The following is a 14,244-nucleotide window of genomic DNA, read 5'->3' as shown; positions in this document are numbered from 1 at the left end:
ATGTCTCGCTTCGCCCTGGCCTGGCTGCTCCTGGCCCTGGTCCTCTTGGCCGCCTGCTCCGGCGGGGCGGAAGGGGAGGGCTTGCCCGCCTTGCTGGAGGAGCTGGGCTTCATCGAGGGCCAGGCCGGCAACAACCCCCCGGCCCGCAACTTCGTCAAAAGCGTGGATGGCCTGAAGCTGTGGGCGGCCCTGCCCGACCGGAGCAAGAAACCCGGCGGCCCGGTGCTGCTGATCAAGGCCAACGAGCCGGGCGGCGGCCAGAGCGCGCGCAGCGACCGGGCCCTGGTGGAGCGGCCCGAGGTGGGCCGGCTGGTGGCCACGGCCAGCGGCGGGGTCTACCCGGCCGAGGCGCTCAAGGAAGTGCTGGGCCAGGCCCTGGCCGGGGCGGCGCGGCCGCCGGGCATGGGCGCGGTGGTCACCAGCCCCAAGCAGGGATGGTCCCTCAGCGTGCCTTTTGATCACGGCCATCTTCACCTAGTGGCGCTCATCCGCCACGCCGCGCCCTGAGCCCCCTCGCCAGAGCCCGGAGACCCGGTTAGAATTGTAGGCATGGAAAAAAACGACAGCTTGCAGATAGTGCGCAAGGGCGCCACGCCTCCCTGCATGGGGCCGCGCGGCATGTTCTGCCGGGGCTGCCCCGGCTGGTTGGCCATGCGCCGGGCGGTGGCTCCGGGCGGGCCCTGGGAGGGCTCGCTGATCCACTGCACCTGCACCGGCCTCACCGTGCAGAGCCGTCCCCGCCGGGAATCGGCCTGATGCGCCTTCCGGGCCTGGCCCTGCTGGCCCTGGCGGGTCTGCTGCTGGCCGCCGGGCTGGCCCCGCTCATTGTGGGCGAGTTCAGCGCGGGCGATCTGAGCGGCTGGGAGCCCGAGGAGTTCAAGGGACGCACCGCCTACGCCATCGTGGACCAGGACGGCCGCAAGGTGCTACAGGCCGCCAGCCAAGGCACTGCCTCGGGCCTGGTTAAAAAGGTGGACTTGGAGCTCAAGGACCGGCCCATCCTTAGCTGGTCCTGGAAGATCGAGCGCACCGTGGCGGGGGGCGACGGCCTGACCAAAGAAGGCGACGACTTCGCGGCCCGGGTCTACCTGGTGTTCCCTTCCTTCTTTTTCTGGAACACGCGGGCCATCACCTACGTGTGGGCCAACCGTTTGCCCGTGGGCAAGGCCTGGCCCAACGCCTTCGCCGGCAAGGCGGTGATGATGCTGGCCGTGGACAGCGGCGAGGCCAAGGCGGGCCAGTGGGTCAGCCATCGCCGCGATGTGCTGGCCGACTACCGCCGCCTCTACGGCGAGGACCCGCCCGCCCTGGGCGCGGTGGCCCTAATGACCGACAGCGACAACACCGGCACCAGCGCCAAGGCCTGGTACGGGGACATCTCCCTGTCGCCCGCTCCCTAGCTAACTGACCGCGCGGAGCTTGGCTTTTCGGCGGGGGGCGGGCACTTCCTTGTTGCGGCTGGCCACCCGGCGGTAGAGCAGGGGCCGCCGGTTGGGAAAGAGCAACTCTTCCTCGCGCCAGGCCTCGGCCTGGTCCAGGTCGATCTCCAGCGAGGTGATCTCCTCGCCGCCGCCCAAGGACAACAGCTCGTCGCCATGGGGGTCGTAGGCCGCGCTGCCCCCGGCGAACACCGGGCCGGGGCGGTTCGCGTAAACCACGAAGTACTGGTTGAAGGCCGCCGCGCCCCGCATCCGGCGGCGCATGTACTCCACCGGGAAGTGGGCCGGCACCGCCGAGATGTTCACCACCAGGCGGGCCCCGTTCAGGGCCAACACCCGCCATACCTCGCTGAAGGCCGAGTCGTAGCAGATGTTGAGCCCCAAACGGCCCAGGGGGGTGCTGAACACCTTGAGCTTGTTGCCGGGCACGAAGCTCTCGGTCCAGTGCACGTGGCTCTTGGCGTAGCTCTTGGCCCCGTGGGCGTCCACGTAGGTGGCCAGGTTGCGGTAGTTGTCGCCCTCGCGCTGGAGCTCGCCCAAAACCACCCGGGTTCCGCAACGCTTCACGTGCTCGCGGATCTGGCGCGAGGCGTCGTGCAGATGGCACTTGGCCTGGCGGTAAAGGAAGCCCTCGGGCTTCACGTCCGAGGGATGGCCTTGCAAGATCAGCTCGGGGAAGACGATCAGGTCGCTGTCGCGATGCTCGCTGATGATCTCCATGAGCCGGTCCAGATGCCCCTCCAGGTCCTCGGGCGCGAAGTTTATCTGGGCCAGGGTGATCTTCATATTGCCTCCAGCCTTTGCCTAGGCCGCCGGGGCGGCCGAGGCCTCGCATTCCAAAAAGGGCGGGATGAAGCGCTGGCGGATGTCGTCCTCGATCTTTTGCAGATAGAAGCGGGCCAGGTCGCGGCCGTACTCCTCGTCGCCGTAGCGGTAGAGGCTGCCCTTGTCGCGCCGGATGTTCTTATCCACCACCTCCTGCTGCACCGCGCCGCCCTTGGCCGCCGCGATGTTTTGGATGATCTGGTGGATGCCCGAGCCGGACTGGGCCGGGTCCTTGGTGCGGAAGGCCAGATAGGGCGGCACCCCCAGCTCGGCCGCCGCCTGGCGGTGCACCCGCTTGCGCAGGTCGTCCTCCGGGCCCTCCAGCTTCAGACGCGGCGAGATGCGCATTGCGGTCAGGATCACGTCGCGGTCCAGGTAGGGGGCCCGTAGCTCGATGCTGTGGGCCATGGTCAGCTTGTCCTCGCGCTCCAGGGTGTCGGTGTAGAGCATGCCCAGGTCTTCCCAGAGCTTCTCGTGCAGGCGCAGATAGCCGTGCTCGGCCAAGACGTCGTTGTACCAGGGATAGCCCGCGAAGATCTCGTCCGCCGCCTGGCCGGTGAACATCACCCGGATGCCGTCGGCCGCGGCCAGCTTGGCGGCCAAATACATGGGAATGGCCACCTCCACCTGCAACAGGCCGCTCTCCTCCACGTTGGTGATCACCTCGGGCAAGAGCTCTTCCACCATGGCCTCGTCGATGATCGAGGTCTTCAAGACCAGGCCCAGGTCCTGGGCCACGGCCTCGGCCGCCTGCACGTCGGCGCTGTCGGCGGTGCCGGTGCAGTAGCACACGATGTTCTTGCCCTCGCGCATCAAGAGATTTGCCACCAGCACGCTGTCGATGCCCCCGGAGAAGATCACCCCCAGGGTGGACTCGGTGAGCCCGGTGAGGCGCTTGTTAACCGCCGTGGTCAGGGCCTCCTTGTAGGTTTCCACCGCCTCGCGGAAGTCCACGATGTCGATCTGGGGCAGCTCCAGGCGGTAGCCCTCGCAGAGCTCGGTCTTGGTGTCGTCGATGTAGAGCATCTCGCCGGGGTTGATGCGGATGGGCTCGTCGGTCCCGTTCCACAGGGCCTTTTTCTCGGAGGCGAAGTAGACCACCGGCCCGTTCTGGATGAAGTACAGGGGCTTTTTACCGATGGGGTCGCGAGCCACCACCACGGTGCGGCCGTCGGTGACCGCCAGGGCGTACATGCCGTCCAAAAGGCCGCAGACCTTTTGCACCGCGTCCAGCAGGTCGCCCTGATAGGCCTCCTCCAGCAGGTGCACGATCACCTCGGAGTCGCTGGTGGTCTCGATGTCGTGCTCTTGGAAGAGCAGGGTGGAGAGCTTTTGATAATTGTAGATCTCGCCATTGTGGATCAGGGCCAGCTTGCCGTCGCAAGAGGTGTAGGGCTGGGTGGATTGCTCCCGGCCCACGATGCTCAGCCGGGAATGGCCCAGGGCGATGTGGCTTTCGCCTCGCAGCTCGTCTTGAAGCTCGTCCACGCTGCGGGTGCGAATGACCTGGTTGTCCAGATAGACCCCATGGGTGTCGGGGCCGCGATGGTCCATCTTCTTGAGCATGTCAAAGATGTCGCTGGAACAAATCCGGCCACCTTGCACGAAATGCCCACAGATGGTGCACATGATTGATCTTCTCCTTGTTTGCGGCCCTCCCGCCGCCCCGGGATGGCCTCATGAAAAAACGAAACTCCGCCTTTCCTGGTCTATGGCCGGAAAGCGCGGAGTTGGCTTATAAACTACTAACTTTGCCTTGGCGGTTTGGGTCTCGATCAAATAACTCTGTAATTAAAATAACATAAGCTTAGGGTCCTTGCAAGGCGGGGCCTCGGGCGGCGGCTCGGGCGCGCCTGGCGCGGGCCCATGACCTCAGCCTGCGGGCCAGTATGACGGCCCCGCCGGCCAGCAGGGCGGCCAGGCCCAGGGCCATGAGCCCCACGGGCAGAAGCAGCACGAAAAGCAGGGAAGCGTCGCTGGGTAGGTGGTGCATGGGAGCCCCCTTTCAGTGCCGGCCGCGGCATTGCGGTCCAACCTGGCAAGAAGGCTAACGAGGCGATATCATTATTACTAATTATTTATAATGCTCGTTGGCATCACTTTTGGTGATCGATGTCTGGGCCGGCCAAAAAGCTCGCCTCGGCGGCCCGCCGGATAAAGGCGAGGCCCAACCGGGGCGAGCCTGAGGGACGGGCTCAGCAGCGGCTCAAGGAAACCTTGAGCCCGGCCGGGCGGCCGGAGCAATGGCAGGGCGCGCAGACCATGCTGGCCGCGAAGGAGCTCCCGTCGGCCAGGATGAAGGTGTAGACCGCCCGGTGTTCCCGGCCGCTGGTCATGCTTTGGGCCATGTCCCGCGAGGCGCGGTAGCGGTCCCAGTGGGCCACGTGGCTGAGCAGGTTCAGGCGCGGCGGCACCAGGCCCGGGCTGTAGCCCAGGAACTTCAGAACGTCGCGGCTGTGGTTGGAAAGATAGCCGCTCTCGTCGACCAGGAGGGCGGTTTGCAAGTGAGTCGGCGCGGCCTTGGCCTTGGCCGGGGGGGCCGGGGCGGCCTGGCCGGGCAGGGGGGCAAAATGGGTGGGCATGCCTCTTCTCCCTGTTAGGTGTAATCAAAATCTATAATTAATTAAACTCAAAAAGCAAGAGCGTTGTTAGCCAGGCTAAATGGGGCCTACGGGGGAGCGCCTCACGTACCTCCCCGGGCAAGGGGCTGTGGCATTTGACGAATCAACCCAGGGAGGATATTCTCACCCTGGCAGAGAACACCCTAAGCAATTGAGGAATACCGTGGCTGACAAGGCCCACACCCGCAACTTCTCCATCATCGCCCACATCGACCACGGGAAATCCACCCTGGCCGACCGGCTGATCCAGCTCTGTGGCATCGTGCCCGAGCGGGAGTTCCAGAACCAGATCCTGGACAGCCTGTATCTGGAGCGGGAGCGCGGCATCACCATCAAGAGCCAGGCGGTGACCCTGCCCTACGTGGCGGCCGACGGCGAGGAATACGAGCTGAACCTCATCGACACTCCCGGCCACGTGGACTTCTCCTACGAGGTGAGCCGCGCCCTGGCTTCCTGCGAGGGGGTGCTGTTGGTGGTGGACGCCTCCCAGGGCGTGGAGGCCCAGACCCTGGCCAACCTCTACCTGGCCCTGGAGCACGACCTGGAGGTGGTGCCGGTCATCAACAAGATCGACCTGATCAGCGCCGACGTGGAGGAGGCCCGCCGCCAGATAAGCGAAGAGCTGGGCCTGGACGGCGATGCGGCGGTGGCGGTCTCGGCCAAGGAGGGCACCAACGTGCCCGAGGTGCTGGAGGCCATCGTCAAAGAGCTGCCCCCGCCCACCGGCGACCCGGCCGGGCTCTTGCAGGCGCTGATCTTCGACGCGGCCTACGACCCCTACCGGGGCACGGTCATCTTCGTGCGGGTCATGGAGGGCACGCTCAAGCCTGGGCAGATCATCCGCTTCATGCACGGGGGCAGCGAGCACAAGGTGGAGGAGGTGGGCCTGCTCCAGGTTAAGCGCATCGTCAAGAAGGAGCTACGGGCCGGGCAGGTGGGCTATCTCTTCGCCGGGGTCAAGACCGTGGCCGACACCAACATCGGCGACACCATCACCCTGGCCGAGAGCCCGGCCGACGAGCCGCTGCCCGGCTTCCGCGAGGCCAAGCCGGTGGTGTTTTCCTCCATCTACCCCATCGCCACCGACGACTACCCGGACCTGGCCGACGCCCTGGACAAGCTCAAGCTCAACGACGCCAGCCTCATCTTCCAGAAGGACTCCTCCCAGGCCCTGGGCTTCGGCTTCCGCTGCGGCTTCTTGGGGCTGTTGCATTTGGAAGTGGTGCAGGAGCGCCTGGAGCGCGAGTTCGGTCTGTCGCTGATCCTCACCACCCCCAGCGTGCGCTACAACATCTTTTTGCACGACGGCGAGGAGCTGGAGATCGAGAACCCGGCCTACTACCCGGACCCGGCCTCCATCGACTACTGCGAAGAGCCCTATGTGCGGGCCTCCATCATGATGCCCGAGCGCTACATCGGCGCGGTGATGCCCCTTTGCCTCGACCGCCGCGGCGAGAACACCAACCTGAACTATCCCAACCCCGGCCGGGTGGAGCTCAGCGCGGACTTGCCCCTGGCCGAGGTGATCTACGACTTCTACGACAAGCTCAAGACCGTGACCCAGGGTTACGGCAGCTTTGACTACGAGATGATCGGCTACCGCCGCAGCGAGCTGGTCAAGCTGGACATTCTGGTAAACGGCGAGAAGGTGGACGCCCTGAGCATGTTGGTGCACGAGGAAAAGGCCCGCCCCCGGGGCCTGCACGCGGTGAACAAGCTCAAGGACACCATCCCCCGCCAGCAGTTCAAGATCGCCATCCAGGGGGCCATCGGCTCCAAGATCATAGCGCGCAGCACGGTCAACGCCTATCGCAAGGACGTGACCTCCAAGTGCTACGGCGGCGACGTGAGCCGCAAGCGCAAGCTGTTGGAAAAGCAGAAGGCGGGCAAGAAGCGCATGAAGCTGGTGGGCAACGTCCCCATCCCCCAGAAGGCGTTTTTGGCCGTATTGCAGACCGGCTCAGACGATTAATAAGCGCCCTGCCCGAAGGTCTAACCTTTACTTGACACCCGCCTGACACGCTCATATATTCAAAATTCGATCGGGCCCCGACCGGAAAGACGCGGCGGGGACCGCGGGCGCCTGGGCGAGACGCCCACCGTGCATCGTCTTAGGGAGAGTTAGGAAAATGCAACCTGTTCCAATCGACTGGGGCCAGGCCTTCCGCATCGTGGGAGGCGGGGTTCTGGTGGTGTTCCTTATCATGTCGCTGCTGGCCGTGGCCACCACGCTAATGGGCAAGTTCTTCATGGCCCGCGAGGCCAGGAAAAAGGCCGCGGCCAAGGCCAAGGAGGCGGCGGCATGAGCTGGATCGCCTATCACGAAGGTGTTCTCAAGATCATGGGCGTCCAGGTCGGCTTCGGCAATCTCGACCTGCCCCACATCGTCATGATTCTGGTGGGCTTGGGATTCATCACCCTGGCCATTGTCAAGGAATGGGAGCCTTACGAGCTGCTGCCCATCGGCGCGGGCATGATCCTGGCCAACCTGCCGCTCACCGGCCTGACCAGCCAGCCCGAGCCGGGAATGCAGCCGGGCATGGCCGGAGTGCTGGGCATCATCCTTAAGTACGGCCTTTACACCTGGACCATATTGCCCCAGTTCATCTTCTTCGGCATCGGGGCGCTCACCGACTTCAGCCCGCTCATCGCCAACCCCCGGGCCTTCCTCTTGGGCGCGGCGGCCCAGGTGGGCATCTACTCAAGCTTCCTGGGCGCCCTGGCCGTGGGGCTCATTTGGCCTGACTGGGGCTTCTCGCTCAAGGAGGCCTGCTCCATCGGCATCATCGGCGGGGCGGACGGCCCAACCACCATCTACACCACCGGCCTGCTGGCCCCGGACATCATGGGCATCACCGCCACGGCGGCCTATTCCTACATGGCCATGGTGGCCATCATCCAGCCGCCCATCATCAAGCTCTTGACCTCCAAGGCCGAACGCTCCACCTACATGAAGCCCATGCTGCGGCCGGTGAGCCGGGCGGAACGCATCCTGTTCCCCATCGTGGCCATGCTGCTGATCGTCTTGATCATCCCCAAGAGCGCCCCGCTGGTGGGCTTCCTGCTGTTGGGCAACCTGTTCCGCGAGTCCGGGGTGGTCGAGCGCCTGAGCAACACCGCCCAGAACGAGCTGATCAACATCATCACCATCCTGCTGATGCTGGGCATCGGCGCCTCCATGCCCGCCGACCGGGTGATGGACCCGCGCACCCTCTTGGTGCTCTTCCTGGGTCTGGCCGCCTTCTGCGTGGGCACCGGGGCCGGGGTGATCTTCGGCAAGATCATGTCGAAGTTTAGCAAGGAGCCCTTCAACCCCATGCTGGGCGCGGCCGGCGTCAGCGCGGTTCCCATGAGCGCGCGCATCGTGCACCACCTGGGCCAGAAGAACAACAAGAAGAACTTCCTGCTGATGCACGCCATGGGCCCCAACGTGGCCGGCGTCATCGGCTCGGCCGTGGCCGGAGGTTACTTCCTGGGCCTGTTCATCAACTTCTAGGCACTATCGCCCGCCAAACAGGGGAGCCCCGCTCGGGGCTCCCTTTTTTTGCCCGGGGGCAGCCCGGCCAGGGGGAAAGTATGGTTTCCGCGGGCCGGGGTAAGATGCTATAAATAAAACAATAACGCCGCCCCCCGGCGGTCTGCGGTAAAGGAAGCGTTTTGCGCGAGCCCCGGACCACCCTACACAATAGACTGGCTCTGGAGAGCCCCAAGGACGTGACGCGGGCCACGGTCCTGGTCACCGGCGTGGCCTTGCTGGTGTCCTGGCTGATCACCGGGGTCCTCATCCTGACCATCAGGTCCTTCTCCCCGGCCGGGCTCGTCACCGCCGCCCTGGCCAGCACCCTGGCCCCCCTGGTGGCCGCGCCCCTGTTGTCCCGGCGCAATTTCAAGCTCATGCTGCGGCTCAATCAGGCCTGTAGCGAGGTGGAGCGCCTCTCGCGCACCGACGACCTGACCCAGACCTACAATCGGCGCTACTTCATGGAGATGACCCGGCGGGAGCTGGCTCTTTCCGCCCGCCACGGCTATCCCGTGTCCCTGCTCCTGATGGACTTGGACTCCTTTAAGGAGATAAACGACAGCCTGGGCCACCTGGCCGGGGACCGGGCCCTGTTGGCCTGCGCCGGGCTGATCAAGGACACCATCCGCATGGGCGACGTGCTGGGGCGCTTCGGAGGCGACGAGTTCCTGGTGCTGGCCCCCTTCACCGGCCTGGAAAGCGCGGCGCTGTTGGCCGAGCGCATCCGGCGGGCCATGGCCGAGTCGGGGGTGATGGTGGACAACCGGCGGGTGTCGGTGCACCTCAGCGTGGGGGTGGTGAGCAACGAGCAGGGCGTCAACAGCGAGGACGAGCTCTTGGGCCTGGCCGATCAGGCCCTTTACCGCGCCAAGGAGATGGGCGGCGACCGCATAGAGCTGGCCGCCGCCTAGCCGCGGGTCATCCCCTTGCCGCCGCCACCCGCCTGAAGGGGCAGCTCCGCACCCGGCAACGGGAGCAAAAGCGCAGCAGCTGACCACCATACCAGGCCAAGGCCGAGGCCAAAAACATCACCAATAGCACGGGCTGGCCGATCAACCAGTAGAGCGGGTAGATCGGTATGGCCAGCATGAGGAACCAAAACCAAACTTTTTGGGCGCGGTTGAAGGGCTGTTCGGTGGGGCGCTTCACCAGCCACCTGGTGATGGCCGGCGGGGCTTGCAGGCAGTCGTGGTAACGGTGCAGGTGGGGGCAGCGGGGGCAGGCCAGGTGCCGCATCATGATGCCCGGGACCCCGTACCAAAAGACGAAAATATAAGGCAGCAGCCAGGGCCAATCCGCCCTGGCGATGCCGATGGTGCCCAGGATGCCCATGAGCATGAAGGAAGTTTGGGCCCATATCTTCTCGCGCAGGCCGAACCCCTCGGCCAAATGGCAGGCGGCCGGCCGCGATGAGTTCAGCTCTTTAACCGGTTGCATTGATCACCTCTCTGGCGAACGTGTGGGCGCTTTCCTGGTCGCGTGAGCCGGGCCCGCCGGGCGTTCAAGGGCCATGTTTCAGCTCCTTTTGCTCAGCGAGTCCACAAAGGTCTTGCCATAACTGGCCTTGATCTCGGACAGGTCCAGGGCGGAGCCGGTGTTGAGATACAAGGACACCCCGTCCAGGGCGGCGCACAGGGCCAGGGCCTGAGCCCGGCAGTCGTGCTCGATTAGCTCGCCTTGTTCGATACCCGAGCGATACACGGCGGCCAGGGAATCCACGGTCCGGGATATGTATTGTTCATAGGCCTTGAACAGCTCGGGCTCGAAGATGCTCTTGGCAATGGAGATGAAGATGAAGGCCAACTCCTTGCGGCTCTGGGACCAATAATCCAGATACTCGCTGATGTAGGTCTTCAGCTTCAGGCGGGGGCTGACCAGGCCGTCCATTTCCCGGAAAAAATGAGTTACTGGAACGGACACGCGTTCATTGGCGGCGGCCAACACGGCATCCTTGCTGGCGAAGTGGTGGTACAAGCCGCCCTTGCTCAGGCCCGCCCTGGCGGCGATGGAGCCCATGGACGCCTTCTCATAGCCTTTTTCGGCAAACTCCATAATGGCGGCGTCGATTATTTGCTCGCGGCGTTGTTTCTGAGGCAGTTGACGGGTCATGGTTTTCCCTTTATAAAAACCGACTGTCGGTATGTTTGCCGCCGGGCGGCTATTTGTCAATCAAAAAAAACGGGTCTCGTGGGGCTTGGCTGAATAACATTCCGATAATTAATAATAAAATCGTTGTATGTCCTGTTGGTTACAGGGCGCGGCCCATCGCTCGGTCCCGCCCCCGGCCGTGTTGGGGCTGAAGGGCACCGCTTTGCCAACCCATCTCCCTAATACGCTTTGCCGCCGCCTAGCCCGCCGTGGTATATCCTGGCTAAGGCAATCCGACCGCGCCGGCTGAATCATCGGAGAATGCAAGCTTGCCGCCAGCCAAGACCACCAGCATTTCCTGGCTCCAGATGAACGACCGCCAGGCGGTGGTGCGGGCCACCCTCATCGTTTCGGTGCTTTCCCTGCTGGTCTCCTGGGTGCTCACCGGAGGGCTCATGTGGCTCCTGGCCACCACCGCCGGGCCCCGCGAATGGCTGGTGGCGGCGGTGGTTACCACCATCGCCCCCCTGCTGGTGGCTCCGCCCATGGCCTACAAGAGCTTCGACCTCATGCGCCAACTGGTGGAGTCGCGCCGGGAGGTGGAACGCCTTTCCCAGAACGACGAGCTCACCGGGGCCCACAACCGGCGTTACTTCATGGAGATCGCCCAGCGCGAGCTGGGCCTGGCCCAGCGCAGCGGCCAGGCGGTGGGCCTTCTCCTGCTGGATCTGGACGGCTTCAAGCAGATCAACGACCAGATGGGCCATCTAGCCGGCGACCGGGCCTTGGCCGCCTGCGCGGCGGCCATCCAGGCCGGCATTCGTCAGGGCGACGTGTTGGGCCGCTTCGGGGGAGACGAGTTTTTGGTGCTGGCCCCCAACACCGGCTTGGAGGCGGCGGCCCGCCTGGCCGAGCGGGTGCGCGAGGCGGTCGCACAGGCCCGCATTGTGCTGCCCGAAGGCACGGTGCGCCTGGGCGCCAGCCTGGGGGTGGTTAGCAACGAGCAGGGCGTGCACGGGGCGGACGAGCTCTTGGGCCTGGCCGACCGCGCCCTGTACCGCGCCAAGGATATGGGCGGCGACCGCATAGAGCTGGCCGCCGCCTAAGCTGAGGTTGTCAAGGTAGGGTTGGTATTGATGTCTTGAGGTAGGGGCGGGGTTTATCCCCGCCCGCCAGCGCTTCGGCCGAAGAAGGTGGATATAAACCCCGCCTCTACATTGGAAATGTAAAAGATAGACTTCCCTCGGTGCCAGCCACGCGGCCCTCCGTAGGGTTTGGCTGCCTGAGCCTTCCTAGAAGGGGTTCTCCCCTGATTCCAGCTTGAGCAATGCTTCCTTGATGGGAACGCCGGAGCCGAAGCCGGTGAGCGCCCCGGTGGAGCCCACCACCCGGTGGCAGGGCACGAACAGAGGCACCGGGTTGTTGTGCAGGGCCTGGCCCACCGCGCGGGCCGCGCGGGGGCGTCCGATGATCCGGGCCACTTCGCCGTAAGACAAGGTCTGGCCCCGGGGGATGTCGCAGGTGGTTTTCAGCACGTCGCGGGTGAACTCGGTGAGCCCCTCCAGGTCCACCGCCGCGCTGAGCTTGGCCCGGCTGCCCGCGAAGTAGGATGCGATCTGGCGGCCCGCCTTGGTTTCCTCGGCGGGAACCTCCCTGAGCGCCACGCCCGGGGCGCGCTTGGCCAGCACCCGCTCGAACTCGGCGGCCTCGTCTTGCCGCAAAGTCAGGGCCACCAGGCCCTTGGGTCCCACCGCGCCGCGCACCAGGCCGATGGGCGTTTCCATCGTGAAGACCTTCAGCTCTTTCATGCCAGGCTGCCTTGCTCCAGATTAGCGGTTTCCAGGGCCGTGGCGATGGCCCCTAGGGTGGCGTCCTTGTCGGCGGCCCAGGCCGGGGCGATGAGCTCGTCCGGGCCGGGGTCGGCGGCCAGGCGGTGCACCAGCACCGCGCGGGGCAGGCGGGCCAAAAACTGGGCCACCCCTTGAGCATATTCCTCTTGCCCCCAAAGGGCCAGCTCGCCGGCGGCGTGTTGCCGGGCCAGGGGAGCCCCGGCCAGCACCATGAGGTTGTGCAGCTTGACCCCCCACACCCCGGCCCGGGCCAAATGGCGGGCCGTGGCGTTGGTGTGCTCCCGCCCCTCGCCGGGCAGGCCCAGCATGACATGGGCCACCACCCTGATCCCCCGCGCCTTGGCCTGGTCCACGGCCTGGTCGAAGCAGGCCGTGTCGTGGCCCCGGTTGATGCGCGCCAGGGTCTCGTCATGGGCGCTTTGCAGGCCCAACTCCAGCCACAGGGGCCGCTCCTTGGCCAGCCCGGCGATCAGTTCCCAGGTCTCGGGGGGCAGGCAGTCGGGGCGGGTGGAGATGATGATCCCGGCCACTGCCGGGTGGCGGGCCGCCGCGTTGAAAATGGGCTCCAGGGTCTTGGCCGGGGCGTTGGTGGCGCTGTAGGCCTGGAAGTAGGCCAGCACCCGGGGGGTGGGGCGGCCGGCATGGCGGGCCCGCAGGCGCTCCAGGCCGCTGGCCAGCTGCTCGGCCACGCCGCCTCCTTGGCCCGCGCCCGCCCCGCCGGGGGGGCAATACAGGCAGCCGCCGGGTCCGGTGCCGCCCGCCCGGTGGGGGCAGCCCAGGCCCGCGTCCAGGCCGATCTTTACGGTGGGTCCGCCGAAGGCGCGCCGCAGCCAGGGCCCCAGCAGGTTAATCCTGCCTTGCAGCCGGGCGGCATCCACGGGGCTAGCTTCCCTTGGGCGGCGGCTGGGGCATCACCCGGGCGTTCTCCTCGATCAGCCAGATGCGGTTGTCCGAGCCGGGGATGGGTTGGCCCTCGCCGTAGCGCTCGCGGTATTCGGGGTTGCGGCAGAGGCCGCGGTACTCGTGGCGGCCGTGGGGCGCGGTGAACTCCAGGCACACGTAGTGCCCGCCCTTGCCGTTGGGGCCGGTCTCGAAGTCGATAAGCCAGGCGTCGTTCCAGCGGATGTAGCGGTCGATCAGCCCGGCGGGCCGCCGGGTGATGATGCCGTCGGGCGGGAAGGCCCCGTTGTGGTCGGCCGCGAAACGCCGCGCCGCCTCGTCGATCTGCTGGGCCCGCTCCAGGAAAACCCGCACCGGCTGGGGCTCGCGCAGATAGAGCCCCCGCAGGGTCAGGCCCATGCTCAGGGCCAGAATCACGGCCAAGGCCCACCACTCCCAGGCCTTCAGGCGGGCCAGGGGGTTGGAGGCGGAGCGATTGGAAGCACGCGTTTTCATGGGGCTTGAATATAGCACAGAGCCCCCAGCTTGTCCCACGGCCCGGCGGCGTGCTATAGGTGGTTAGGAGCAGCGGGAGGTTACGCGCATGAAGGTAGGCGGTGAGCAGGCGAGCCTGATGAGTCTCAAGGAAGTGGTGGCCCAGACCGGGATTCCGGCGGCCACCATTCGCTATTACGATCAGCAGTTCGAGGAGTATCTGGGCATAACCCGGGGGGCCGGCCGCCGCCGCATGTTCGACCCCGCCTCGCTCAAGCGCCTCACCGAGCTGCGCCGCCTGCTCAAGGACGAAGGCCTCTCCATACGCCAGGCCCGCAAGCTCCTCACCGACGACGGCGACGGGGTCTCCGCCGCCGGGCAGATCGAGGCCCTGCGCGTTGAGGTGGATTCGCTCAAAGCCAAGGTGCGCTCCCTGGAGGAGCAGGTGAACCGCCTCAAGGATATCCAAAGCCGCACCCTGGCCCTGGTGGACGGCCTGACCAACCGCTGATCCCCCATACGATCAA

At 65.8% G+C, this 14,244-nt stretch carries 18 protein-coding genes; 9 read left to right on the top strand and 9 right to left on the bottom strand.

Annotated elements, in window-relative coordinates:
* The 3 genes from KQH53_01870 to KQH53_01860 are packed head-to-tail and all read left to right on the top strand — an operon-like array spanning position 1 to position 1,400.
* Positions 1-507, top strand: coding sequence for a hypothetical protein (locus KQH53_01870; GenBank protein ID MCB2225396.1), 507 nt, complete (start codon positions 1-3; stop codon positions 505-507).
* 42 nt (positions 508-549) lie between these two features.
* Entirely contained in the window at positions 550-756 is a 207-nt protein-coding gene (locus tag KQH53_01865; protein MCB2225395.1) for a hypothetical protein, read from the top strand.
* On the top strand, positions 756-1,400 hold the full coding sequence (locus tag KQH53_01860; protein ID MCB2225394.1) for a DUF3047 domain-containing protein: 645 nt from the start codon (positions 756-758) through the stop codon (positions 1,398-1,400). Before KQH53_01865 ends, KQH53_01860 begins: the two co-directional genes overlap by 1 nt.
* Here the strand turns inward: KQH53_01860 and KQH53_01855 are convergent, their stop codons facing one another.
* The 4 genes from KQH53_01855 to KQH53_01840 form a co-directional block, all read right to left on the bottom strand.
* Positions 1,401-2,225 carry a carbon-nitrogen hydrolase family protein gene (locus KQH53_01855; protein MCB2225393.1) on the bottom strand — a complete coding sequence of 275 codons (825 nt, stop codon included), beginning with the start codon at positions 2,223-2,225 and terminating at the stop codon, positions 1,401-1,403. It abuts the gene before it with no gap.
* 18 nt (positions 2,226-2,243) lie between these two features.
* A complete protein-coding gene (locus KQH53_01850; GenBank protein MCB2225392.1) occupies positions 2,244-3,893 on the bottom strand; it encodes an asparagine synthetase B in 1,650 nt (549 codons plus the stop codon).
* Positions 3,894-4,071: 178 nt separating this feature from the next.
* Positions 4,072-4,257, bottom strand: coding sequence for a hypothetical protein (locus KQH53_01845; GenBank protein ID MCB2225391.1), 186 nt, complete (start codon positions 4,255-4,257; stop codon positions 4,072-4,074).
* 202 nt (positions 4,258-4,459) lie between these two features.
* Positions 4,460-4,846 (bottom strand): hypothetical protein, encoded by a 387-nt coding sequence (locus KQH53_01840; GenBank protein ID MCB2225390.1) that lies wholly within the window; start codon positions 4,844-4,846, stop codon positions 4,460-4,462.
* A 79-nt stretch (positions 4,847-4,925) separates the two neighbouring features.
* Here KQH53_01840 and lepA point away from each other — a divergent pair, with 79 nt between their 5' ends.
* The 4 genes from lepA (at position 4,926) to KQH53_01820 (ending at position 9,316) form a co-directional block, all read left to right on the top strand.
* Positions 4,926-6,857, top strand: a complete 1,932-nt coding sequence (gene lepA / locus KQH53_01835; GenBank protein ID MCB2225389.1) for a translation elongation factor 4 — start codon at positions 4,926-4,928, stop codon at positions 6,855-6,857.
* Positions 6,858-7,014: 157 nt separating this feature from the next.
* Positions 7,015-7,191, top strand: coding sequence for an OadG family protein (locus KQH53_01830; GenBank protein ID MCB2225388.1), 177 nt, complete (start codon positions 7,015-7,017; stop codon positions 7,189-7,191).
* Positions 7,188-8,381 (top strand): sodium ion-translocating decarboxylase subunit beta, encoded by a 1,194-nt coding sequence (locus KQH53_01825; protein ID MCB2225387.1) that lies wholly within the window; start codon positions 7,188-7,190, stop codon positions 8,379-8,381. The genes KQH53_01830 and KQH53_01825 overlap by 4 nt, the downstream gene beginning before the upstream one ends.
* A 161-nt stretch (positions 8,382-8,542) precedes the next feature.
* The gene (locus KQH53_01820; GenBank protein MCB2225386.1) at positions 8,543-9,316 is read left to right on the top strand and encodes a GGDEF domain-containing protein; all 774 of its coding nucleotides are present in this window, start codon (positions 8,543-8,545) and stop codon (positions 9,314-9,316) included.
* A gap of 7 nt (positions 9,317-9,323) precedes the next feature.
* Here the strand turns inward: KQH53_01820 and KQH53_01815 are convergent, their stop codons facing one another.
* Both KQH53_01815 and KQH53_01810 read right to left on the bottom strand, forming a co-directional pair.
* Positions 9,324-9,842: a hypothetical protein gene (locus KQH53_01815; GenBank protein ID MCB2225385.1), complete on the bottom strand. Its 519-nt coding sequence runs from the start codon at positions 9,840-9,842 to the stop codon at positions 9,324-9,326.
* Between the two features lie 78 nt (positions 9,843-9,920).
* Positions 9,921-10,514 (bottom strand): TetR/AcrR family transcriptional regulator, encoded by a 594-nt coding sequence (locus KQH53_01810; protein MCB2225384.1) that lies wholly within the window; start codon positions 10,512-10,514, stop codon positions 9,921-9,923.
* Positions 10,515-10,822: 308 nt separating this feature from the next.
* On the opposite strand from KQH53_01810, the gene KQH53_01805 reads away from it, so the two are divergent.
* Positions 10,823-11,599 carry a GGDEF domain-containing protein gene (locus KQH53_01805; protein MCB2225383.1) on the top strand — a complete coding sequence of 259 codons (777 nt, stop codon included), beginning with the start codon at positions 10,823-10,825 and terminating at the stop codon, positions 11,597-11,599.
* Positions 11,600-11,785: 186 nt separating this feature from the next.
* On the opposite strand, the gene KQH53_01800 is transcribed toward KQH53_01805, so the two are convergent.
* Genes KQH53_01800 through KQH53_01790 form a run of 3 tightly spaced genes read right to left on the bottom strand, consistent with a single transcriptional unit; the run spans position 11,786 to position 13,738 of the window.
* Positions 11,786-12,301, bottom strand: a complete 516-nt coding sequence (locus KQH53_01800) for a methylated-DNA--[protein]-cysteine S-methyltransferase (GenBank protein MCB2225382.1) — start codon at positions 12,299-12,301, stop codon at positions 11,786-11,788.
* Positions 12,298-13,221 carry a TIGR01212 family radical SAM protein gene (locus KQH53_01795; GenBank protein ID MCB2225381.1) on the bottom strand — a complete coding sequence of 308 codons (924 nt, stop codon included), beginning with the start codon at positions 13,219-13,221 and terminating at the stop codon, positions 12,298-12,300. The genes KQH53_01800 and KQH53_01795 overlap by 4 nt, the downstream gene beginning before the upstream one ends.
* A gap of 4 nt (positions 13,222-13,225) precedes the next feature.
* On the bottom strand, positions 13,226-13,738 hold the full coding sequence (locus tag KQH53_01790) for a hypothetical protein (GenBank protein MCB2225380.1): 513 nt from the start codon (positions 13,736-13,738) through the stop codon (positions 13,226-13,228).
* An 88-nt stretch (positions 13,739-13,826) separates the two neighbouring features.
* Between KQH53_01790 and KQH53_01785 the strand changes: the two genes are divergently transcribed.
* Positions 13,827-14,228 (top strand): MerR family transcriptional regulator, encoded by a 402-nt coding sequence (locus tag KQH53_01785; protein MCB2225379.1) that lies wholly within the window; start codon positions 13,827-13,829, stop codon positions 14,226-14,228.
* Positions 14,229-14,244: the final 16 nt, after the last annotated feature.

Source organism: Desulfarculaceae bacterium (assembly GCA_020444545.1).
Taxonomy (GTDB): domain Bacteria; phylum Desulfobacterota; class Desulfarculia; order Desulfarculales; family Desulfarculaceae; genus Desulfoferula.
This window is presented reverse-complemented; position numbering and strand designations above follow the sequence as displayed.